The 23553-nt window shown below is 36.5% G+C and carries 15 protein-coding genes, 2 tRNA genes and 4 pseudogenes; 16 read left to right on the top strand and 5 right to left on the bottom strand.

The window, feature by feature from the left end; genetic code table 11:
- The 7 genes and pseudogenes from ACFIMP_RS01470 to ACFIMP_RS01440 all read left to right on the top strand — a co-directional run.
- Positions 1 to 197 (top strand): annotated as a pseudogene (locus ACFIMP_RS01470) (antA/AntB antirepressor family protein); the annotation flags it as partial.
- A 70-nt stretch (positions 198 to 267) separates the two neighbouring features.
- Positions 268 to 1026: pseudogene (locus ACFIMP_RS01465) on the top strand (antA/AntB antirepressor family protein).
- 12 nt (positions 1027 to 1038) lie between these two features.
- Positions 1039 to 1320: a hypothetical protein gene (locus ACFIMP_RS01460; protein WP_375652355.1), complete on the top strand. Its 282-nt coding sequence runs from the start codon at positions 1039 to 1041 to the stop codon at positions 1318 to 1320.
- Positions 1321 to 1331: 11 nt separating this feature from the next.
- The gene (locus tag ACFIMP_RS01455) at positions 1332 to 1784 is read left to right on the top strand and encodes a hypothetical protein (RefSeq protein ID WP_375652354.1); all 453 of its coding nucleotides are present in this window, start codon (positions 1332 to 1334) and stop codon (positions 1782 to 1784) included.
- Between the two features lie 130 nt (positions 1785 to 1914).
- A pseudogene (locus tag ACFIMP_RS01450) lies at positions 1915 to 2726 on the top strand (ERF family protein).
- Position 2727: 1 nt separating this feature from the next.
- The gene (locus ACFIMP_RS01445) at positions 2728 to 3351 is read left to right on the top strand and encodes a lambda exonuclease family protein (protein ID WP_375685915.1); all 624 of its coding nucleotides are present in this window, start codon (positions 2728 to 2730) and stop codon (positions 3349 to 3351) included.
- 72 nt (positions 3352 to 3423) lie between these two features.
- Positions 3424 to 3625: pseudogene (locus ACFIMP_RS01440) on the top strand (helix-turn-helix transcriptional regulator).
- A 99-nt stretch (positions 3626 to 3724) separates the two neighbouring features.
- On the opposite strand, the gene ACFIMP_RS01435 reads toward ACFIMP_RS01440, so the two are convergent.
- Positions 3725 to 3800, bottom strand: a tRNA-Phe gene (locus ACFIMP_RS01435).
- 400 nt (positions 3801 to 4200) lie between these two features.
- Here ACFIMP_RS01435 and ACFIMP_RS01430 point away from each other — a divergent pair.
- The 3 genes from ACFIMP_RS01430 to ACFIMP_RS01420 all read left to right on the top strand — a co-directional run bounded on the left by ACFIMP_RS01430 (position 4201) and on the right by ACFIMP_RS01420 (position 8696).
- Positions 4201 to 5364 (top strand): phosphoserine transaminase, encoded by a 1164-nt coding sequence (locus ACFIMP_RS01430; RefSeq protein ID WP_375613717.1) that lies wholly within the window; start codon positions 4201 to 4203, stop codon positions 5362 to 5364.
- A gap of 383 nt (positions 5365 to 5747) precedes the next feature.
- Complete coding sequence (locus tag ACFIMP_RS01425; RefSeq protein ID WP_375613716.1) at positions 5748 to 7037, top strand: adenylosuccinate synthase; 1290 nt, start codon at positions 5748 to 5750, stop codon at positions 7035 to 7037.
- Positions 7038 to 7274: 237 nt separating this feature from the next.
- Complete coding sequence (locus ACFIMP_RS01420) at positions 7275 to 8696, top strand: hypothetical protein (protein ID WP_375613715.1); 1422 nt, start codon at positions 7275 to 7277, stop codon at positions 8694 to 8696.
- A gap of 203 nt (positions 8697 to 8899) precedes the next feature.
- On the opposite strand, the gene rpoH is transcribed toward ACFIMP_RS01420, so the two are convergent.
- From rpoH to ACFIMP_RS01405, 3 genes are all read right to left on the bottom strand, one after another.
- Entirely contained in the window at positions 8900 to 9784 is an 885-nt protein-coding gene (gene rpoH, locus ACFIMP_RS01415) for an RNA polymerase sigma factor RpoH (RefSeq protein WP_273790355.1), read from the bottom strand.
- A 148-nt stretch (positions 9785 to 9932) separates the two neighbouring features.
- Positions 9933 to 10937, bottom strand: a complete 1005-nt coding sequence (locus tag ACFIMP_RS01410; protein ID WP_375613714.1) for an RluA family pseudouridine synthase — start codon at positions 10935 to 10937, stop codon at positions 9933 to 9935.
- A gap of 29 nt (positions 10938 to 10966) precedes the next feature.
- Positions 10967 to 12397 (bottom strand): aldehyde dehydrogenase family protein, encoded by a 1431-nt coding sequence (locus ACFIMP_RS01405; protein WP_375685914.1) that lies wholly within the window; start codon positions 12395 to 12397, stop codon positions 10967 to 10969.
- Between the two features lie 460 nt (positions 12398 to 12857).
- Between ACFIMP_RS01405 and ACFIMP_RS01400 the strand changes: the two genes are divergently transcribed.
- Entirely contained in the window at positions 12858 to 15431 is a 2574-nt protein-coding gene (locus ACFIMP_RS01400; RefSeq protein WP_375613712.1) for a DNA translocase FtsK, read from the top strand.
- 1154 nt (positions 15432 to 16585) lie between these two features.
- Complete coding sequence (locus ACFIMP_RS01395) at positions 16586 to 18292, top strand: PAS domain-containing sensor histidine kinase (protein WP_375652351.1); 1707 nt, start codon at positions 16586 to 16588, stop codon at positions 18290 to 18292.
- Positions 18293 to 18310: 18 nt separating this feature from the next.
- On the opposite strand, the gene mscL is transcribed toward ACFIMP_RS01395, so the two are convergent.
- Positions 18311 to 18718, bottom strand: a complete 408-nt coding sequence (gene mscL / locus ACFIMP_RS01390) for a large conductance mechanosensitive channel protein MscL (protein WP_026500234.1) — start codon at positions 18716 to 18718, stop codon at positions 18311 to 18313.
- 1316 nt (positions 18719 to 20034) lie between these two features.
- Here mscL and ACFIMP_RS01385 point away from each other — a divergent pair.
- The 4 genes from ACFIMP_RS01385 to ACFIMP_RS01370 all read left to right on the top strand — a co-directional run bounded on the left by ACFIMP_RS01385 (position 20035) and on the right by ACFIMP_RS01370 (position 23494).
- A complete protein-coding gene (locus tag ACFIMP_RS01385) occupies positions 20035 to 21117 on the top strand; it encodes a quinone-dependent dihydroorotate dehydrogenase (RefSeq protein WP_375685913.1) in 1083 nt (360 codons plus the stop codon).
- Positions 21118 to 21254: 137 nt separating this feature from the next.
- Positions 21255 to 21331 (top strand) — tRNA-His (locus ACFIMP_RS01380).
- A 717-nt stretch (positions 21332 to 22048) separates the two neighbouring features.
- The gene (locus ACFIMP_RS01375) at positions 22049 to 22552 is read left to right on the top strand and encodes a hypothetical protein (protein WP_375631507.1); all 504 of its coding nucleotides are present in this window, start codon (positions 22049 to 22051) and stop codon (positions 22550 to 22552) included.
- 813 nt (positions 22553 to 23365) lie between these two features.
- Positions 23366 to 23494, top strand: coding sequence for a DUF2924 domain-containing protein (locus tag ACFIMP_RS01370; protein ID WP_375631508.1), 129 nt, complete (start codon positions 23366 to 23368; stop codon positions 23492 to 23494).
- The last annotated feature ends 59 nt before the right edge of the window (positions 23495 to 23553 follow it).

Raw genomic sequence — 23553 nt, 5'->3', positions numbered from 1 at the left:
TTGATCTAAAAGAAGGCGTGGATTTTGTTTTTACAAAACAAGAATGGAACAGACAGAAGATTTGTCCAAAATCTGAAATAGAAACAGATAAAACCGATAATCATTACTTCAAAATTTACGCAGCAAGGAAAATCGCTAAAGCAGAGCGCCATAGAAACTATGGCAGAATATTATGCCAAAACTTGTGTTTTCATTAATTTAGGAAGTGATGATGAAAAGCCTTATTGTAACATCTGAAAAATATGAACTTTTTGAAAGGAGTTCATCATGAATACTCTCATAGAGATTAAAGAACAAGCCATTGATAAGGAAATTGTTCAGACAGTAAATGCACGTGATCTGCATACATTCTTAGAGGCAAAACGTGACTTTTCCAATTGGATTAAGGACCGTATTACCAGATACAATTTTATAGAAGGACAAGATTTTATAAAAACACAAGATTTGCGGTCACCAAATTTGGCGAGCGCAAAATCTAGAGCTGTTATCGCAATTAATTACCATCTCACTTTGGAAATGGCAAAAGAACTTTCCATGGTAGAGCGTAATGAAAAAGGTAAACAAGCCCGTCAATATTTTATTGAATGTGAACGGCGTGCAAAGAAACCTTTAGACCTTGCAAACGCTTTAGAAGACCCTCTCTTTGTGAAAAACTGCTTTTAGAAAGCGTCACACAATTAGAGACCTTAAAAAGCGAAGTGAATACCCTTAAACCAAAGGCAATGGCTCTTGAAAGCTTACAGCGTCATAATGGACTCTTCGGTCTTACAGAAGCTGCTAAAATACTCGAGATGCAATCAAAACAGTTCATTCTCTTCTTACAGAAAAAAGGTTGGGTTTACAGACGAGCAGCAGGTGGAAATTTGCTTTCTCATCAAGACAAAATCCAAAAGAAACTTATGGATTGTCCAACTATCACACTTCAAACCGCAAGTGGAATAGAAAAGGTTATTCCTTTGCGCAAAAATCACAGCAAAAGGAATTGGTGTGCTGTCTCAAGAGCTTAAAAGACAAAGCATGCATTAAGAGGAGGTTATTATGATAAAAAAGAAATACGAACTGACTGATGAGACAATTAAAGTTGATAGAATAACGCTTTGCCGTATCCGTGCATTAAAAGACTTTGGAGATGTTAAAAAAGGTGATCTTGGTGGCTGGGTAGAGAGTGAAAGAAATCTTAGCCATGATAACAATTGCTGGATTGGTGGTGAGGCATGGGTTTATGATGATGCCGAAGTTTATAATAACGCAAAAGTTGGTGGTAATGCCATAGTAGCTGGCAAAACAGCATTTTATGGAAGTGATGCTATCTTAAGGTAGGGGCAAAAATCATGGAAAAAAAATACGAACTGACTGATGAAAAAACTGAAGTTAATGACAAAACACTCCGCCGCATTCGTGCATTGAGAGATTTGGGGGATGTCAAGAAAGGTGATCTTGGCGGCTTTATAGAGAATGAAGACAATCTAAGTCATGATGGCAATTGCTGGGTAGGCGATGATGCAAAAGTCTATGGTTATGCCAAAGTTTTTGGTGATGCTTATATTGATAACATTGCTGATATTTACGAAAATGCATGTGTTTTTGCCAATGCACAAATCTACGAAAATGCACAAGTTTCCGGTGGTGCATTTATTAATGGAAATGCTAAAATTTATGACAGTCCATTGATTTCCATCAGAGCAAAAGTTGGGGGAAATGCCAAAATTTATGGTTATGCATTTATTCATGGAAACGCAGAGATCATCAATGATGAAATCATCACAACGGGCGAGAGGCAATAAACCATGGAAAAAAATACGAACTACTAATCTTATAGTATCTCTATAAGCCGTTTCTAACAACCAAACAATATTTTTAAACACAAGCGTGATTCACGCCACGGGGAAATTGCGCGCAGTGGAGGAAATCAAGATGAGTGAACTAAGTACCACACAAACGGAATTAGTGAAAAAAACGAACGATTGTGAAATCAAACCTACAGCTATGGAGCTTATTTTAGAAAGAGCTTTAGAAAATGATGTTGATCTGGAACGTCTCAAGAGCCTTCTCGAATTGCGAGAAAAGGAGATAAAACGACAAGAGCGCCAAAATTTTGTCCGTGATCTTTCGGCTATGCAAATGGAATACAAAAATATCGAACAAAACGCCATTAATACACATACTAAAAGCTCTATACAACGCTTGATAAATATATTGATGCTATCAAAGAACCTCTTGCAAAACATCACTTTGCCTTGTTCTCTCGTATCAAAGACCAGAGTTCAAATGACATAACTGTAGAAATGACTTTAAAGCATATATCAGGCAATGAAATATCAACAGAAGGAACATTTCCTTTTGACGCTACAGGGAGCAAAAATAACATACAAGCGGTTTGTTCTACTCTCACCTACGCACGTAGATATCTCTTAGGCATGCTTCTTAATGTTGCAAGAAAAGAAGACGATACAGATGGAATAACGCTTCTTGCGGGTATCTCTCCTGAACAGATGAATAAAATCAAAGAATTAATTAAAAAAACACAATCTGAAGAAAGTAGGCTTCTCTCTTTCATAGGAGTAAAAAATCTAACAGATATGTCTTATAAACAAGCACAAACCGCTTTGTTTTCTTTGAAAAAAAAGCAACGAAAGCAAATGAATAAAGCACAACAAAAGCAATTAGATGCACCTATACAAGATGCCGATATAGCAACGCCACACGAACAGGGAACGGCGGTGTGAGATGGAACAAAGAACAGCAGAATGGTTTCAAGCGCGCTTAGGTAAAGTCACTGCTTCAAACGTTTACAACGTACTCAGTAAGACAGCAAAAGGTTTGCCTACAAGCAAATATGAAGATTACAAAACGAAACTCATGACAGAACGCTTAATAGGGGAAATAAGCCAATCTTATACAACACCTGCTATGCAATGGGGCATTGAACATGAAGAGAATGCCTTGAGAGAATATGAATTCATTTATGACACCAATGTCATAAGATGCGGGTTTATCCCACACCCAAAAATGGAAATGGCGGGGGCTAGTCCTGATGGGTTTATTGGAGAGGACGGTTTAATCGAAGTCAAATGTCCACAATCAACCACGCATCTTCGTTTTTTTATTTATGACGAAATCAAGCCTGAATATATCGCACAGATGCAATTCCAAATGGCATGCACTGGACGAAAATGGTGTGATTTCATGAGCTATAATCCAAACTTTGTAGGCAAATCTACTGGTTTGAGAATGAAAATCAAACGCGTCCTCCGTGATGAGAAACACATTGAAGAGATCAATAAAGCGGTCGAAATCTTTTTAGGGGAAATAGAACAAGAGATGCAAAAGATTTTGGCAAAAGCTGCTTAAACCTATGGGGGTGCTCTCTCCTCCCAGCACTCCCACCCATTTAATTAATATAAAAAAGAGAAAGGTAATGAGATGATATTTGATGATGGAGATAGATATGTAACGACACGTGAGTGTGCACAGCTTTTAGTGTATCTACAACAACGATTCGCAATTGGTTGCTTCAAGGAGAGTTTCCCCAACCTTATAAGCTGGGAAGAGCAGTGAGATGGAGAAAAAAGAGATCTTAGACTTCACTCCAAAGAAAAATAAGGAGCAAATAAGAACAAATTAGGTAAAATTATATAAACTGTAGAAGGTGGTCTAAAAGGTGGTCTGAAAATAGCTATTTAAAGAAAAAAACTATATATTTCAATATTTTAAACACAAAAAGTGGTGCCCAGACGCGGATTCGAACCACGGACACGCGGATTTTCAGTCCGCTGCTCTACCAACTGAGCTATCTGGGCATGCTTCAAAAAAACATAAAGCGTTTGCGGTTATAACATTAAAATTTTCTCTGTCCAGTCATCAAAAGAAAAATAATTGATTTTTTAATAAGTTTATCTCCCTATTCTAGAGCGTTATCAATGAATCTTTATCATAAAATAAATTTGATAGGTATATTGGACACTTTAGTGTATTGTTATTAGAATGCTGTCTTATCGTGGTGGTGATACGAAAAAAAATTAAAAGAATCAATCGAGAAGAATGATTAAGAAAGATTTTTTTATAAAGTTTCCCTAAATTTTAAGCATACGAAATAAGAGACAACATTTTTGACTTTTTTCTAAAAAGATTATTGATTAGTCTTTATAATAATTTGTTTTTCTTTATAAAGAAAGAAAAACATCTAAAAGGGGAGAAATAATGATAATGTTACAAAAACCAAGTAATCGTCCCAATAATACTAATTTTTCTTCAGGCCCTTGTAGCAAACGGCCTGGTTGGACTCTTGATGTTCTTAAAAATGCATTAGTTGGGCGTTCACATAGATCTAGAGAAGCAGAATTAAAACTTGCTGAAGTTGTTAATTTAACCCGTGAGATTCTTGAGGTTCCTTCTGATCATCGTATAGGAATTATGCCAGGATCAGATACCGGTGCTGTTGAGGCTGCTCTATGGTCTCTATTAGGTGAGCGTGGCATTGATATGGCAGCGTGGGAAAGTTTTGGGTTTGGGTGGAATAAAGATGTTGTCGAGCAATTAAAGCTTTCTGATGTGCGTCGTTTTGAAGCTCCTTATGGTGAAATACCAGATTTAACACAACTTGACTTTGATCGGGATGTTGTTTTTACATGGAATGGGACAACTTCTGGTGTGCGTATTCCTAATGCGGATTTCATTCCGCATAAGCGGGCTGGATTGACCATTTGTGATGCAACATCGGCAGCTTTTGCGCAATATCTTGATTTTTCAAAATTAGATGTTGTTACTTTTTCATGGCAGAAAGTTTTGGGAGGTGAGGCTGCACATGGTATGGTGATTTTAAGTCCTCGTGCTGTTGAGAGGCTTGAGAATCATGTTCCAGCTTGGCCTATGCCCCAACTTTTCTATATGACAAAAAATGGAAAATTGAACGAAGATATTTTTAAAGGAAAGATCATCAATACACCTTCTATGCTTTGTGTTGAGGATTTTCTTGATGGGTTGAAGTGGGCAAAATCTCTAGGAGGTGCAGCGGCATTAAGAGCAAGGGTTGAGAAAAATTTTTCTGTACTTGATGCTTTTGTTCGCAAAACGCCATGGTTAGAATATTTGGCAAAAGATCCTGAAGTGCGTTCTAACACCGCTATTTGTTTAGATATTGTGGATCCAGTGATTACTGCTTTGGATACGGAAAAGCGAGTATCTTTTATAAAAGCGGTTGTGAAGCGTCTTGATGAGGAAGGGGTTGCTTATGATATCGGTTCGTATCGCGATGCTCCTCCTGGGCTTCGAATTTGGGCGGGTATAACAATTGAGGCTTCCGATCTTGAAATTTTAACACAATGGCTTGAGTGGGCGTTCCAAGTTGAAAAAGCACAGCTTTAAATAATTACTGTTGATTTTCACAACGTGTTTTTAAACAAAAAAGGATACGAGAGATTATGATGATCTTTCGTATTCTTGTATCAGACAAACAGCCTCTAAATATTACATGAATTGTAAAAGATTAAGACGGGGAATGAATGCTTTGTCAGGTGTTGGATACGCACAAATTAAAATCTCTAATGTTTTTACTTTTTGTAGCGAAAATGACAGATTTAAAATATTTGGGTATTTGCTTATCTTTATTATCATAAATTTGAAAATTTAATCACTTGAAGATTGAGAAAAATCTGAAATGAGGAGTCGCACTTGCTCTAAGGTTTCGTTATAAAGAAGAGTTTGTTTTTGAATGCTGGTTTTTTTGACCAAACACGACGGAGAAAGTTATGGCCAATGTAGTTGTTGTCGGTACACAATGGGGTGATGAAGGCAAAGGTAAAATTGTAGATTGGTTGTCTGAGCGAGCAGATATCGTGGTGAGATATCAGGGGGGGCATAATGCTGGCCATACATTGGTTGTTGATGGAGTCAGTTATAAATTATCACTTTTACCGTCTGGTTTAGTGCGTGGCAAGTTATCAATTATTGGTAATGGTGTTGTTGTTGACCCTCATCATTTTGTTGCAGAAGTAAAAAAACTATGTAATCAGGGTGTAAAAATCACACCAGAAATTTTGCGTATTGCTGAAAATGCTCCTTTGATTCTTTCTTTGCATCGTGATCTTGATGCAATTCGAGAAAGCGGTTTATCTGGTTTAAAGATTGGTACAACAAAGCGCGGTATTGGACCGGCTTATGAAGATAAGGTGGGACGTCGTGCTATCCGAGTGATGGATTTAGCAGAAAAAGATACACTTATGGCTAAGATTGAGCGGCTTTTGAGGCATCATAATGCTTTGCGTCGTGGGATGGGTGTTGCAGAGATTGATTCTCGAGCACTTTATGATGAATTGATGCAAGTTGCGGATAAAATTTTGCCCTTTATGGATTGTACGTGGCGTCTTTTAGATGAAGGTTATCGAGGAGGGAAACACATTCTTTTTGAAGGTGCGCAAGGTGCTTTATTAGATAATGATTTTGGAACTTATCCTTATGTAACGTCATCTAATACAGTTGCTGGGCAAGCATGTACAGGTTCGGGGATGGGACCTGATGCAATCCATTATGTTTTGGGTATTGCAAAAGCTTATACTACACGCGTTGGAGAAGGGCCGTTCCCGACAGAGCAGATAAATGATATTGGTGAATTTCTGGGAGTGCGTGGACATGAATTTGGTGTTGTAACGGGTCGAAAGCGTCGATGTGGTTGGTTTGATGCTGTCTTAGTACGTCAGATGGTAACAATTTGCGGTGTTCAAGGTATAGCATTGACAAAACTTGATGTTTTAGATGGTTTGGATGAAATAAAAATTTGTATTGGTTATGAGCTTGATGGTAAAAGGATTGATTATTTACCTTCTTCCATGGGAGCTCAGGATCGGGTGAAGCCTATTTATGCAACATTAGAAGGTTGGAAGGAAGAAACAGCACATGCATTGAGGTGGGAAGATTTACCAGTGCAGGCTATTAAATATATACGCTATATTGAAGAACTGATTAATACAAAAGTGGCTTTATTATCCACAAGTCCAGAGCGTGAAGATACTATTCTTATTACGGATCCCTTTGTTAATTGATTATTGTTTTTAGATTTCTATATATGTTCTCTGTTCGTTTTTGTATCTTTTTACAAAAAAAGTTTTTAAGAGCACGTAAAAGAAAGGTGCAAAATAGCATTGTTTATTTTTCATATTCATTTTACATTATTGCAATAGTTGTACCAATATTAAATGGCAACCAATTTAGAAGGCTAAAATAAAGTTTTTTGGCTTTACTATTGATTTTTTCTCAGTTTAAGAGAGATTATAGAGGAAATGGTAGATTTCGTTGGAATCTTAAAAAAGACAATTAATGCACAAAATAATATTACACCACAAGTGCGTAAGCGGATTTATAAGCGGGCTACCGAAACACTAGAACATCAATTTGTAACAGCAAAAATACCACAAGCAATAGCGGATGAACAAAGAAAGATTCTTCAAAGTTCTATTGCAACTGTTGAAGGAGAATATTTAGCAGTTGAAAAGAAACGGCTTTCTTCAGTTATTGGTTGGAATCCCACAAATATAAATGAAGATAAGAAATATACAAAAAAAACTATATTACCAAAGAATAATGAATTGTCAGAGGTAAACATAAAAAGAAAGCAAGATTTTGTTACACGTTCAAAGGATAACAAGGTATTTGTTGAGCTTTGTGTATCAGATATACCAGATGCAGAGCCTGTTAATATGGAGGCTGATGTGCCTTCTCAGCATGTTAATAGCAGTGTGTTAAAGATTTCTCCTTCGCAGGAAGATAATCCGCATATTGTTTCGCACATTTTTTCTCAGGCTTTACGTCGTGCTAATAAATCGTTAGTGCAAAGGCGTATTGTGATAAGTGCTGTTTCTGTTGTTAGTTTTGTTGTTTTACTTGTTGGTATTTTTTTTGTTGGTGAGCGTGTATTTGTATCAAATGATCATCAGTTTTTAGAAGAAAATCTTCAAGCTTCTCACAGAGTACCAAAGGCATTTCCAATTAAGAGAAAGTTAACACAACGCTTATTAGAGGATGGAAGTGAAATTGATGTTGGTTTAAAACAAGCGATAGATTCTTCGGATGAAGAAGTATTCTCAACAGTTGTTGATAGCAATTTGCAATCGCTTGAAACATCAGGTGAAGCTGTTTTCTATCAAGCACGTACAAATTATGATGCAGAAAAGATAGCAACGGGAAGTGCTCGCTGGACACTTATAAAAGAGTCTCAAGTGAAGGGGTCTCCAGAAGAAACAACTATACAAGGTGATATAACAATTCCTGATGAAGGGATCTCATTACGGTTAATTTTACGTCGTAATACCGATCAGTCATTTCCTGCTTCATATATTATGGACCTTATTTTTATTCTTTCGGATAAATTTTCAGGTAAAGCTATAAGCAATGTTCAAGCATTAACCTTTAAAGCAAGTGAACAATCCATTGGACAGGCTTTAACAAGAACCATTGCTGCAAAGATTAACGATGACTTTTTTCTTGTCGCATTGAGTGGAAATCATCCATTTCTTGATCGAAATTTACAATTGATGCGAGAATTAGATTGGATGCGTTTGGTGTTAACGGATAAAAACGGGCGTATAAGTGAATTAACCTTTGCAAAAGGACCAACAGGTAAGTCTATTTTTAATGAAGTTATTGGACAATGGCTTGCACAACAAGATAAGTTAACAGTTCTTGGTCAACAAAATAAAACATAGATGCAAAAAAATAAACGGCTGTGAAGAATTTTCTACGACCGTCTTTATCAATTATATACCAAATATATTCAATAAAGCTTTACATATCAATAACTTAAAGAATTCTATAGGCTAATTTACAAGTATAAAGCCAAGGCATGCTTTTTTTCATTTTCACATTTAAAGAATGTGCAAACCATTGGCTTTATACTTAACTCTAGGTTTTATACTTGACTTTGAGATAAAGTAGAATCTTTGATAGAGTTTTGCACTTTTTCAAATGCACGCATTTCAATTTGTCTTACTCGTTCTCGACTAATATTAAATTCACCAGAGAGTTCTTCTAGGGTTAGTGGTACATCGTTTAAACGACGCGCTTTAAATATACGCTTTTCGCGTTCATTGAGATTGTCCATGGCATTTATGAGCATGGAACGGCGATTTTCTAATTCACTTTTTTCAATTAAAATTTGTTCTTGATCGTTAGATTCATCCACCAACCAATCTTGCAACTCACTGTTTTCCCCTTCTTTTGTTCGAATTGGTGCGTTGAGTGAAGTGTCACCACCAAGCCTACGATTCATTGATACAACTTCATCTTCTGTGACATTCAACTGGATTGCAATTTTTTTCACTTGTTCTGCATTGAGATCGCCACTATCAAGTGCTTGAAGTTTACTTTTTAACTTACGAAGGTTGAAAAACAAACGCTTTTGATTAGCTGTTGTCCCCATTTTCACCAAACTCCAAGAGCGCAATACATATTCTTGGATTGATGCTTTAATCCACCATATTGCATAGGTTGCAAGACGAAAACCCCGCTCTGGTTCGAAACGTTTAACAGCTTGCATGAGTCCAACATTGCCTTCTGAAATGACTTCCCCAATGGGAAGTCCGTAGCCCCGATATCCCATCGCGATTTTAGCTACGAGACGCAAATGGCTGGTTACTAGCCTATGCGCAGCTTTTAGATCATTATGCTCACGGTAACGCTGAGCTAACATATATTCTTCTTTTGGCTCAAGCATTGGAAAACGACGCACTTCTTCCAAGTAACGGTTTAAACCACCATCACCTGTCATTACTGATAATAAATTCATATGGGCCATATAGCACCCTCCTTTTGTTTGAATTCCCTGATAAGGCAAATTCTATGTTTTAGATAGCTAACTATCCTCATAACCTCACTCTAGCATATTTTTCAATTTTGTTCAAAAAAAGATATTTTATTGTGAAATCTTGAGAAGGGGAAAAGTTTCAATTCATTTTTTTAAAAAGTTTAATAAGTTTAGCCATATCTTGAGGCAGTGGTGCGGAAAACGACATAACTTTACCGGTAGAAGGATGTTCAAAAGTAAGACTTGCAGCATGGAGTGCATGTCGGTTGAATTGATCGATTGCATTTCTAATAGTGGAGTTGAATGTGTTTGATTTTGTTTTAAAAGCGTTTCCATAAACTGTATCGCCTATGAGTGGATGCCCAATATGAGTCATATGAACACGGATTTGATGGGTGCGTCCAGTTTCCAAGCGACATTCCAGAAGGCTAGCAAAAGATGTTGAGTCTGCATGAGAGCCATATTTTTCAAGCAGAGAAACATGTGTAACAGCATGACGAGCATAAGGGTTTTGGTTATGGATGACAGCTTGCTTTGTCCGGTTATGGGGCGAACGGCCAAGTGATGCATCAATTGTCCAGACATTGCGCTGAGGTGTTCCCCAAATCAAGGCATGGTAGCGTCGATCTAATGCGCAGGTACGTCCATGATCAGAAAATTGAGCACTGAGACTTTTATGAGCTAGATCATTTTTTGCAACAACCATGACACCGCTTGTATTTTTATCAAGACGATGGACAATACCAGGGCGTTTAACACCACCTATACCAGATAAACTATTCCCACAGTGGTAAATAAGGGCATTAACCAATGTACCGGTCCAATTGCCATTCCCAGGATGAACAACAAGACCGGCTGGTTTGTTAATAACAATGACATGATCATCTTCAAAAAGAATGTCCAATGCAATGGCTTCAGCGCTAGGTTCTGCATCACGAAGGTCCGGCATTTCCAATTCAATTATTTGGTTAGGTTTTAATTTTATTTTGGGTTCCTTTATGAATTGACCATCAATTTTAAGACAGCCTTCACGGATGAGAGTTTGCAAACGCGAACGTGAGAGCACATCATGATATTGTTTTGCGAGCCACTGATCAAGACGTTGCCCAAGAGCACCTTCATCCGTTATTTTCTGTATTACCATACGATTCCTATTAAGTTTTTAATAAGATTTTACCAGTACGAAATTGCTTTACTATCGAGAAATTCTTTAATTCCCCAATGTCCTCCTTCACGAGCGCGCCCAGAAAATTTTACACCTCCAAAGTAGCTTCCACTGGGTAATCCATATCCATTAACTTCTACCATACCAGAGCGTACTTGTGCCGCAATACGACGACATTTGTTGCGATCTTGCGATTGAATATAGTTTGTAAGACCATACTCAGTCTCATTCGCTAAAGCGATGGCTTCTTCTTCTGTACTAAAAGAAAGAATCGAGAGAACTGGACCAAAGATTTCTTCTTTAAAAATACGCATATGAGGTTTTACATCAGCAAAGACTGTTGGACGGACATAATAACCGCGTTCCATTCCTTTTGGTAAACCAGTCCCGCCTGCAACAAGAGTTGCACCTTCATCAATTCCCGATTGGATAAGATCTTGAATTTTATCATATTGTTTTTTTGAAACAACGGGCCCAATATGATTTCCTTCTTGGCAGTTTGGTCCTACTTTTGTTGTTTCTGCAATATCTTTGGCTATTTTCACGGCTTTGTCATAGATGCTCTGTTCCACAAGCATACGAGTTGGTGCATTACAACTTTGTCCACTATTATAAAAGCAATGTCGTGCACCACGTTGAACAGCATCTGAGTCGGCATCAGCAAAGATAATATTCGCTCCTTTTCCCCCAAGTTCCAGACAGACTCTTTTTAAAGTAGCACTGGCATTTTTAGAAATATCTTTTCCTGCTCTAGTTGAACCAGTAAAGCTGATCATTTCTAAATCAGGATGTGCAGAGAGGTAAGAGCCAACAGTCGCACCATCACCATTGATTAAATTAAAAACACCGGCTGGAAGTGCGGCTTCATCTAAAAATTCAGCAAAAAGCATAGCAGAAAGAGGCGCAATTTCAGAGGGCTTTAACACCATGGTACAGCCAGCCAAGAGAGCAGGAATAACTTTAAGAGTTACTTGATTCATGGGCCAATTCCATGGCGTAATTAATCCTACGACGCCGATAGGATCGTAGTGAAGGATTGCTTGCTCATTTCCCTTTATTAAAGTTTTTTGGAACGAAAACTCTTTATAAGCTTCGATAAAATTGCGAATATGGGAACTTCCGGTTGCAGTTTGCGCATTAAGCGCCATATCAATTGGTGCTCCCATTTCCATTGAAATGGTTTTTGCCATGTCTTTGGAACGTTTTTCGTAGATCTCTAGAATTTTTTCAACAAATCCAAGACGCTCATTTGGTGATGTTGTTTTCCATTTTTGAAAGGCTTCTTTAGCTGCATTAATTGCTTTATCGGCATCTTTTGTACTTCCAAGGCTAATGACAGCACAAGCCTCCTCTGTTGATGGATTAATGACGTCAAAATCGTGAGGAGTGCTTGGCTCATCCCATAGACCATTGATATAAAATTTCCGTTTATTAAACATAATTCACTCCCTTTTTTCTATTTATATTTATGTAATTATGATTGTCTTAGTCTAAGCCTTTTTAAACGAGGATAACAAGGATAATCTTATAAAAACGTGAGAAATTAGATTATATCGTGATAATTGAGCATGGAGAGTTCAATAGAGCAATGCTTATTGTATTATTGAGACTAGTTTCTTTTATGAAAAGGGAGAGAAAGAGAGGCATAGACAATTTTCTTGAAGTTTTTTTATCATGAAGTTTTCTTCAAAACAAATGAAATACGCGCTCTATGACACCATAAACTAGGCAATTTATATCGTAAATATGCAAAAGGCAGATTATGAATATGCATTATGGCACTATTTTTTTCATTAAAAAGTAACCATCAGCAAAAGGTTATTAACCTTCGTATGATAGTTTCTACGAATTCTTTTTGAAAAGGTTATTTTTCTCATTGCTATAAATTTGTTGGGTGCCATGCATAATTCGAAAACAAAATCTATTTCTACGTCTTCTTTTTCTGATGATGGTACAAAAGGTGCATCAAGAGAAGATTTATCTGTTAAGATTACTGAGATATTTCCTTATCCGGAAGTGTGGAAAAAGGCATTTGCCCTCGGAAAAAACGTCCGTTTCACGAGAACCCCAGAAGTTGAGATTTTGCGTCGTCGTATAGAAACAGATCCAGTTTTTGCAAAACAGTTTAAAATTTTTACGAAGCAAGATCAAAAAAAAATTACAGATACAGATATTGTACGTTGTAACAAGAAAACAACAAATATTCTTTCGACAAAAAAAGTCATTAATCCTCAATCAATAGAGAATAAAACATCAGTTTGTCATTCAACGGTTTTGAAGCAGTTGTCACGTCAAACTACTCGTATGCCGTCAGCAAATATTCCACTTGAGGAGGATAAACAAGAACGTAAATTACAAGTGGAAAATGTGCTACAAAAAATAAAACCTGCTTTGCATCTTTCCGATGATGCATTTTTTGAGTGTGAATCTTTGATATTTGAACATGTGGAGACTCAAACTTCAAAAGAGGATGGAATATCAATTGATACGACAAATGAAATTACACCAGATATTCCCACAGCCTTTGATGAGTCAATAACGGCTCTTTACCGTGTTCTTGAATACCGCTTTCCACAACTCTATGATTCAATTACATCAGAATCTCCAGCGGAAAGGATGCGAGGTGTTGAGAAAATTTCTGATTTAATGCATACAAATAATGATACTACTAAAGAGAGTCATTCTAATCTTTCTGTTGAAGATTCTGCTCATACGTTAAGTAATACAGGCGCGTTAAGCGATGCAGGGGCGAGTATAGAGACTGAAAATAGCAATAATACTGTCGCCAATAATACTGTTGATTGTATAAACAAAGCCGTCACAAAGAATTCAAAAGATTTTTCTGTGATGCAAGCAAACAGTAAAAATAAAACATTGCAATCTACTCGTATGCCATTAGGTAATTATGATTCTGCTTTTATGCAAAATATTCAATCTATTGACTGTGATGTTTATGAATTTCCTCCGATCAACTTATTACAGGAACCTGTTTTTCATGAAGGTACGATGATTCCTCAAGAAACATTAGAACGTGGTGCTGGACTTTTGGAAAGTGTTTTGGAAGATTTTGGCATTAAGGGTGAAGTTATCCATGTTCATCCAGGGCCAGTGGTAACAATGTATGAATTTGAACCCGCCGCGGGCGTAAAGTCATCGCGCGTTATTAATCTTTCTGATGATATTGCGCGTTCTATGTCTGCTATTTCTACACGCGTTGCTGTAATTCCTGGACGTAATGTTATCGGGATTGAGTTACCCAATGCGGTTCGTGAAACCGTTTATTTACGAGAATTAATCCAAACACGTTCTTTTCGTGAAAGTGAATTTAAACTTGCTCTTGCTTTGGGGAAGGGGATTAATGGTGAACCGGTCATTGCAGAATTAGCAAAAATGCCTCATTTATTGGTTGCAGGAACAACAGGATCAGGCAAGTCTGTTGCAATTAATACAATGATTTTGTCGATTCTTTATCGTATGACACCAAAGCAATGTCGTTTGATCATGGTTGATCCTAAAATGTTAGAGCTTTCTGTTTATGATGGCATTCCACATCTTTTAACACCCGTTGTCACAGATCCCAAAAAAGCAGTAACAGCTTTAAAATGGGCGGTTCGTGAAATGGAAGAGCGTTATCGCAAAATGGCTAAGTTGGGTGTGCGTAATATTGATGGTTTTAATGCACGCGTTGCACTTGCAGCTCAAAAAGGCGAAACAATCATGTGTACTGTTCAGTCGGGTTTTGATAAGGAAACAGGGGAAATGCTTTATCATGAAGAAGCCATGGATCTCACGCAGCTTCCTTATATTGTTGTGATTGTTGATGAGATGGCTGATCTTATGATGGTGGCAGGGAAAGAGATAGAGAATGCCATTCAGCGCTTAGCGCAAATGGCGCGTGCGGCAGGTATTCATCTTATTATGGCAACACAACGTCCTTCTGTTGATGTTATCACAGGTACAATTAAAGCGAACTTTCCTACCCGCATTTCTTTTCAAGTAACATCAAAAATTGATAGTCGTACGATCTTGGGTGAACAAGGTGCTGAAACGCTTTTAGGTCAGGGGGATATGCTTCATATGGCAGGTGGTGGACGCATTGTGCGCGTTCATGGACCTTTTGTCTCAGATGAAGAAGTTGAATCCATCGTTGCACATCTTAAAATGCAAGGAAAACCTGATTATTTAGCAACGGTAACAGATAATGAAGACGATAACAAAGAGGATACTTCTGCTGATTCAGCTGCTGAAATTTCTGAGGAAGAAAATTTTGATGAAGAGGGTGAGGAACTTTATAACCAAGCTGTAAAAATTGTTATGCGTGATAAAAAATGTTCAACATCTTATATTCAGCGCCGACTTTCAATCGGCTATAATAAAGCAGCTTCTCTCGTCGAGCGAATGGAAGAAAAAGGCATTGTTGGAGCCGCTAATCATGTTGGAAAACGTGAAATTTTACTCAATGAAGGAAAATAAACAAACGCATTTAAAAATATGCAATTTTTTAAATATCTGACAGTTATTATTTAAATGTGCTTGTTTTATTTTTTTATATAATATTAAAAATTTAAATGGAGAGTAATAAAGCAAAAGCGATCTTTTGTATTAAGACTTCTGATGAGGTAAACAAGCTGATATCAAAGGAGATTATGAGATGTTTTTAACATTTCTAAATGATCTGGAATATAAAGAAATTAAACAAATCTTTATATGAAAACAGATAATTTGTGTTCTCTTTTTTACAGAGAAATTTTTTAATAAAATAGTGCGGTGGCATATTTTTTGTTTTTTCTTTTGTAGCGATTCTAATGAAAGAAAGATCTTTGGGAGATTATTGAGAGCATCATAAGAAAAATGCCCAATATGCAAGTTCTGTTGCATAGGATACTTTAAAGCGTCACGCTGAATTTATTATCATTTGATATTATTGGCTCAAGAAAGATGTTCTTACGAGAAGCTTTATTTGAAAAAGAGATTTTGATAATGCAGTATATTGATTTATAGTAATTTATCATTATTCACAGTGAATAAAAGTCTCAAACATTGTAAGATTTTCTCATTTCAAATCTGTTTCTGTTGAAACAATTAAAACCGTTTTCTTGCGTATCATAATAATGTAGGAGTAAAAAAGTTAAAAAATAAAAAGGCTGCTTATGAACGCCTTCAAATGCCGAGAACTATTGGTAACATTAGGGGCTGAAATTAGTATAATGATGGTGCTAACCAGCTCTTTTATAAGTATAAAAATGGTAATGCACAATGCCTTGATATCCTCTATAGGGACTTTTACATTACACCATTTACAGATGACGTCGTAAAATAAGCTTGGGGATCTTGGGAGATATCTTTTCAAAAAAGGCGCATGAATGTGTAAAATAAGTGTATTCTTTTTGAGTACTATTTATGCGAGGGAGATGTTACCATTATTGTAACAAGATTTATTACATAATGGGTGAATAAGCAACAAGAGCTGGAAGCTTCTTTTTATTCTTGTTTTGTTGATGAAACAGTCAAAATTTTGCTACAGACAATTGATATGAGATATCAAGTTATTTTAACCAGAATAGATAATTGTAAACAAATTAGCATTATTCATTTGAGAGTAAATTCAACACTTTTTAGTTTTAGTTATGCCATTAAAAGCAGATGAGTTAAAGTTAAATACAAATGAATTAAAATGTCAGCAAGAAGCTTTTCGTTTTACACCAGAGCTTTTGCCACGGCCTTTTACGTGGGAAATCGATCACAATGGTTTGTTTTGTGAAGTCTCAAAAGAGCTAGCTGAAGTTGTTGGTCCTCTCTCTTCTTCTATTTTAGGGTGTAGTTTTCATGAGCTTGCTCATCAATTTAATGATGATCGATATCTGGTTCTCAGTCGTTTTATTGAAGCGGCTATGCCTTGGAGTAAAGAGATTGTTCAATGGCCTGTTGATGGTTGCTTACAATGGCTTGATGTTGAATTGTCGGCTTTGCCAATTTTTGATGTTAAAAAGCAGCTTAAGGGGTTTCGTGGCTTTGGTGTTTTAAAAATACAAAAAAAAGTCCAAGAAAAAAGAAATGAAAAGCTAGAAACAGAAATGCTATGTCTTACGGAGATAGAACGCTCAGCTTTTCGTGAAATTGCAGAGCAATTGCGTGATGAATTGAATTCATCGGTAAAAGAAGAAAATTTAGTTGAAGAAACAGCTATTCAGTTACCATATGCACAAACATTGCCGGTAAATGCTATAGAACAAGCTCTCGTAAAAGAGCCCGCTGCAGTTTTATCATTGTTGGATACAGCAACAGATGGTGTTTTATGGTTGGATGAAGAGGGCTTTGTTCAATCAGCGAGTAGGGCAGCCTTAGCATTAATGGGTTATGAAATAAATGAACTACGAGGACAACCATTCTCTTCATTATTTACTTTGCAAAGCCGACTTTTGGTTGAAAAGTATTTTAAATCAATCCGTATGGAGGAAAAAAATCAGGTTTTAAATCGCAGTGAAACCGCTGATTTAATGACAAAAAATCATAAAAATATAACCGTTTTGATAACGATTGTATTTTTGGCAAAGCAAGGCAATTATGCTGTTATGTTGCGTGATAGGACACAAACAGTTCCATCAGGAGAAAAAAAAGCAGAAGAGGATAAAATCGTTGGAGTTGTTCATGAAATACGAACACCTTTGAATGCTCTTATTGGTTTTGCAGAAATTATGAGAGAAGGCCGTTTTGGTTCGATAGAAAATGAGCGCTATCATGGATATTTACGCGATATTATTTCCTCTGGAAAACATATATTATTGCTGATTAATCAATTACTAGAGTGCTCGAAGATAAATTATTCTGGTTCCGATAACCAGATTGATTCTTCCCTTATTTCTGAAACATTTGATGTAATATCTTGTTTACGTGCGACGATAGCTTTTCTTGAAACTCAAGCCAATCAGAACGGCATTATCATGCGTATTGTTGCTCCACCTCACGTTCCATTTATTCCTGTATCACAACAAGTGTTTCGCCAGATTATATGGAATCTTCTTTCCAATGCTATTCGTTTTACACCTTTGGGTGGACAGATTATTGTTCACGTTTCTTATAGAAAAGAACGTGTAAAAATTTCAGTGAGTGATAATGGTATAGGGATGAACGAAGAAGAGATTATACAGGCACTGCAACCTTATGGTCAAGTAGAGCGCAAAGATGGACGATCTGGTGATAGCGCTTTTATGGGAACAGGTTTAGGCCTCCCAATGTGTAAAGCAATGGTGGAAGAAAGAGGGGGACAATTTTTACTGTTCTCAAAACCCAATCATGGAACAACTGTGGAAATGTTTTTTCCTCGTGTTCCATGATGTAAATCTTGCATAAAATTATTTTTTCTTAGCCAAAAGATCTCTAATTTCTGTTAAAAGTTGTTCTTCTGAAGACGTTTTTTTGGGGCTTTCTTCTTCTTTTCTACGAATTTTATTCATAGCCTTAACGAATAAAAAAAGAACCCAAGCAATAATGAGAAAATTGATAAGTAAAGTAATAAAGTGTCCATAGCTAATGGTTGCTCCAGCTGCTTTGGCGGCACTCAATGTTGCTTGTTTTTCGCCAGCAAGTTGAATAAACATATTAGAAAAATCAATCCCACCTGTAATCAGCCCAATGATTGGCATAAAAATATCATTGACAATTGAGTTGACCAAGCTACCAAAAGCACCCCCTATAATCACACCGATAGCAAGATCAATCATATTACCTTTTAGGGCAAATTCTTTGAATTCTTTAAGCATTGCATTTTCCCCTTTATATAAGCGATATACGGTAATTTACTTACCGCTTTTGATGAAAAAGGAAAGGGCAGATTTTATTTTTAGGATTATATTACGATATTAATATTATTTTCAAAGAACTTTATAAGGTTTAATAAAGAGCTTTAGGGCTCTATTTGAATGTACATAGAATATTTCCTAGAAAAAAGCTTTTTTGATAAAAACTATATCTGCTTTTTCAACAGAAAGTAGAAAACTGTAGCTTAATTTATATAATTGCCTCAAGATTTTTATGTTAACATTAAAAAGAGAGGTTTTTACACAATACCACAAAATAAGTAGTGTAGAAAGTTGAGCTATCAGAAAGCTTTTCAAATGAAGTACATATATTAGCATAACATTTTGTCATAAAAAGAGAATTTAGGAATAAAAAATATATTTCAGCACTGATAGAAGAAATAGATAGATGAGACAGGAGTAAAACTTATAATTTAATTCCTCTTAATTTAGTAAGCGATAATAGCAATTAGGAGGGCATTATGGCTTATCTAAAAGCTATTTGTATTGGGTTACATGAGCTAAAATGGCGATAATTCGGATGGAAGAAACACATTTCATCTGCTGGAAGATTGTATCAGTTTATAAATAGCAGAGCTCTAGGGTTTGCAAGATCATTTTGGTTTGGAAGTCGTTGGTATGATGTTTGAGTTCAATAATCAACTGTCATTACTTAAAATATATGTTAGGCAGAGCACTTAATAGATGCAAAATTGTATTTAATACATCAGAAATGGCAAAGAAAACAACGCAGATTATCAATAGAGTACAAATTGATTGAACATTCTGTTGCTCATAAATAGTGCAACAATAGTATGAATTTAGATGATTTTATGAACTATGTATCCTATAAATGCTAGGAAAAAATAGCTTTATAGAACAAGCTTTGTTTCTATTGAAAACAATATTACACAAAGGAACTTTGGGAATAGAGATAATTTGCCTGCATTTTTAAGAAAATTATGAGCGTGCCTGCATAAGACGTCATAAAACCATGACTATGGTAAGAGCCATTGATGTTCCAATTCATGCTGAATTTTATAAGATTAGGATTCATATTTTAATCTTTAAAAAATGTCGAAAAAGAGAAACATTTTTTAAGAATAAAAAGTTCTTTACATAATATAACCAATATAAACATGTATGGCTATTATGTGATGAGTTTTCTTCTAGAAGGGGAATATTATTTGGATAATATGCTTGCTTTGATTGGAAATCTTTTGTGTTAAAAGGTAGAGGTGAGGTGCGATGGATCATTTTTATGTTGTGGAGAAGAATTGATGAGTTTTTTTCGTTGTATTGGCCGTTCTGCCTTATTTATGTTGGATCCAGAGCAAGCACACGGTTTAGCGATTCTTGGGCTGAAAAGTGGATTAAATGGTTGTCAAAAGGTTATCGACAAACGTTTGTGTGTAACTGTTGCTGGTCTTGAGTTTGAAAATTTTATTGGTCTTGCAGCGGGGTTTGATAAAAATGCAGAGGTTGTAGATGGTATTTTTCGGTTAGGATTTGGTTTTACTGAAATTGGGACAGTGACACCAAAGCCTCAGATTGGAAATCCTAAACCACGGCTTTTTCGTTTAAAAGAAGATGAAGCGATTATTAATAGAATGGGCTTTAATAATGACGGACATCAAGTTGTTTACAATAGATTGCATGCGTGTAAAAAAACTGGTGTTATAGGAGTCAACATTGGAGCCAATAAGGATACGGTCGATAAGATTGATGATTATACTGTTGGTATTGCTCATTTTTATGATGTTGCTGATTATTTTACGGTTAATATTTCTTCTCCTAATACACCAGGTTTACGTGATTTACAGGCCCGTGACAGTTTGCATCTTTTGTTGAGTGCAATTTCGCAAGCGCGAAATGAGCAAGAGAACAAGCATGGATTCTCCATTCCCATTTTTTTAAAAATTTCTCCTGATTTATCAGAGAAAGAATTAGATGATGTTGCTGAAGAAATAAAACTTTCTGATTTTGATGGACTCATTGTTTCTAACACAACTCTTTCACGCCAAGGTCTTAACAATAGTCACTTCCGTAATGAAGAGGGTGGGCTTTCTGGACGTCCACTCTTTGAGCGTTCTACTATTATGCTTGCAAAAATGCGTCAAAAGTTAGGGAAGGAGATTGCAATTATCGGCGTTGGCGGTGTAAAGGATGCTGAAACCGCTTTGGAAAAAGTAAAAGCTGGTGCAGATTTGATTCAATTATACAGTGGGATGATTTATGAAGGTCCAAATCTTGCCATAACTATTCTGAAAGAGATTTTGCAAATGATGCACCAAGATGGTGTTGATAACATAAAAGGCTATCGTGATCATAGTCTTGAGCATTGGGCAAAATTTCCTTTGTAAAAAACGCTTTTTTCTTCACAAAAAATTGCGAGATTTTTTTAAAGGGGCTTGCAAACTTTGTTGATCTTCCTTATGTCACATAAGCAAAGAATAAATGTTTACGAAATCGTGAATAGTTATGATACATTTGATTTTATGCGGTTGTAGCTCAGTTGGTTAGAGCGCTGGTTTGTGGCACCAGAGGTCGTAGGTTCAAATCCCACCAACCGTACCATTGATTTCCTTACAACTTTTCTCATTCTCCTTTCCAGTGTTTTGTAAAGCGGTTAAAAGACGCAGTTTTCGGCGTTTTTTGCCTTTGACTGATAACAGAGCCGAGGCCTTGCGCGGGTGTATTTTCCTCTTTTTCGCCCAAAATGGCCAAAACGTCTCATTGAGCGGAGACTTTTTTAAAAAGGTCTCCGCTCAATTTATATTTATTTTTCAATATGTTATAAAATTGCTCATTTTATGGTCGGTATGCATCTTGTGGGTGGCGCGCGTGATACGAACCTAAGGCCTCTGTTTAAGTAGAATCGCTATAATTCCCCTATAAGGTTTTGTTTTTTTACAGTAAGCTTGCAATATGCATGAAAATAAATATTCTATTCTTCTATACTGAGCATAAGGGGAAATGCAGTGATGAGTATAATAGCGGGTGAAGATAAAATTGATTAGCCTTTTACTAAAGAAACCCTTTACTATTTTTTATGCCAGTGCTGGTGTCTGTGAGGAAAAACGTAGACATATTATGTTGTATCTCATCAATAAATATATTACATGGATTTGGGTTATCATATTTTTTGCTAATGGGCTGCCCAATGTTTTTTTGAAGGGACTCCCCAGCTTTGGTGGATCAATATGGGTTTAGTTTGTGTTGGTATCTTTTTTTCTAAATATTTTCCTAACATGATGCGATATTTTTATCGCATCAAACATCATGGAGCATAATATGTCATTGTTTAACATTCTGACTGGAACTCCTTTATGGGCCTGGATTTTGCTTATTTTTCTCATTGCGAGGGGAATAATCGCATTGAAAGATAGGGAAATGAAGGTTAACCGCCTTTTTCTATTGCCGTTAGTCTTTCTTTTTTTGGGCGCAAGCGATGTGATTAAAGAGCTGGCGTTCCTGCGCTGGGGAGCAGTCTCAATGTTGGCAGGGCTGATGATCGGCGTTGGCGTTGGCTGGTTGCTCTGGCGTGCTACTGCGCGTTTAAAAATCAAAGAAGGAACGGATTTCATTATTCTGCCTGGTACGCCGTTGACGCTGACATTTATTCTTATCGCTTTTGTCATCAAATTCACATTGATTGTTTTTCTCAAGGTTGTACCTGATTTGAAATATGCATTTGATTTTAACCTTCTTTTTGGTCTTTTAAGTGGGTTCACTGGTGGTGTGTTTTGGGGCGGCACATTAAATTTATATATAACATTTCGAAAAAATATAAATTAGTTCCTATATCCTTAGCTGTTGATGCTTCTGTCAAGTATTATGATACAGAAGCGTCCGCTGTTTTACGTTGAAACTGCGGCTGCTATACGACTAAGTGGCCTTACGTCTGAGTATGCAAGAGCGGCAGAGTTTATACAGTCTACGCCATAATATGTGGAGCACTCTTGCGGGAATGAGTGCATTATTATTGCGATATACATGTAACCCTCTAGCTAATATTATATTAGTAAGGCTGTTTTTTGAAGCCGCTTGTAATTACGGTGTGTTTTTAAAGAGAACGTTCGAACCGATGTATCGCTTGCAGTACCATTTCTCTTTATAAAACTATTCTCATTTTTTTTAGAAATCTGCACTTCTCAGCTTTTTTTGCGTATGATCGATAACGTAGTTAAGATCCTTGAGATAGTGAATTTTTATCTCTTTTTGCTAAAAATGCTCAAACCATCTTATTTAGTCGAGACTTTGTTTAAGAAGGGATCTTCTAAATTTATTTTTTCAATAGGATATAAATTTCTCGTTTTGGGTGCGCGGTAAACTTATAGCAGCAATAAGCTTAGGTTTATTGGTTCTAAGCGTGGAGGGAGTTGAGCTATCCAATGAAAAAGAATAAATTGCATTTTTGTCTAACTTTGTGAACACACACTATTTTCTGGACTAATCGAGGAAATACAACATTCCTGTGTTGAGAGGATTAGACAATGAGTTGTAAACAATTAGAGCAAGAAATAGCCACTGTAAAGTATACGTTAATGTAGGAGCCCAAAGCCTTATGGCACACTTATTTCAGTGACGATTATTTAGGACAAACGCATCATGTGCTTGTGGTGTCAAAAGGCTATCAATGAGGGCAAGATTTACAAAAGCTTGAAAGCTATTGCTAAGCATATTACCGGCATCAATTGGAATGGCCATTTGTTTTTTGGCCTTGTAAGGCGGGGATGAGAGGATGACTGGGGACAAGAAAGGTGCTTAAACAAGCGATAAAACCAATACGCGGCGCT

Origin of the sequence: Bartonella sp. AP65SXKL, from assembly GCF_042195725.1 — a bacterium.
In the GTDB taxonomy this organism is placed as follows: domain Bacteria; phylum Pseudomonadota; class Alphaproteobacteria; order Rhizobiales; family Rhizobiaceae; genus Bartonella.
This window is presented reverse-complemented; position numbering and strand designations above follow the sequence as displayed.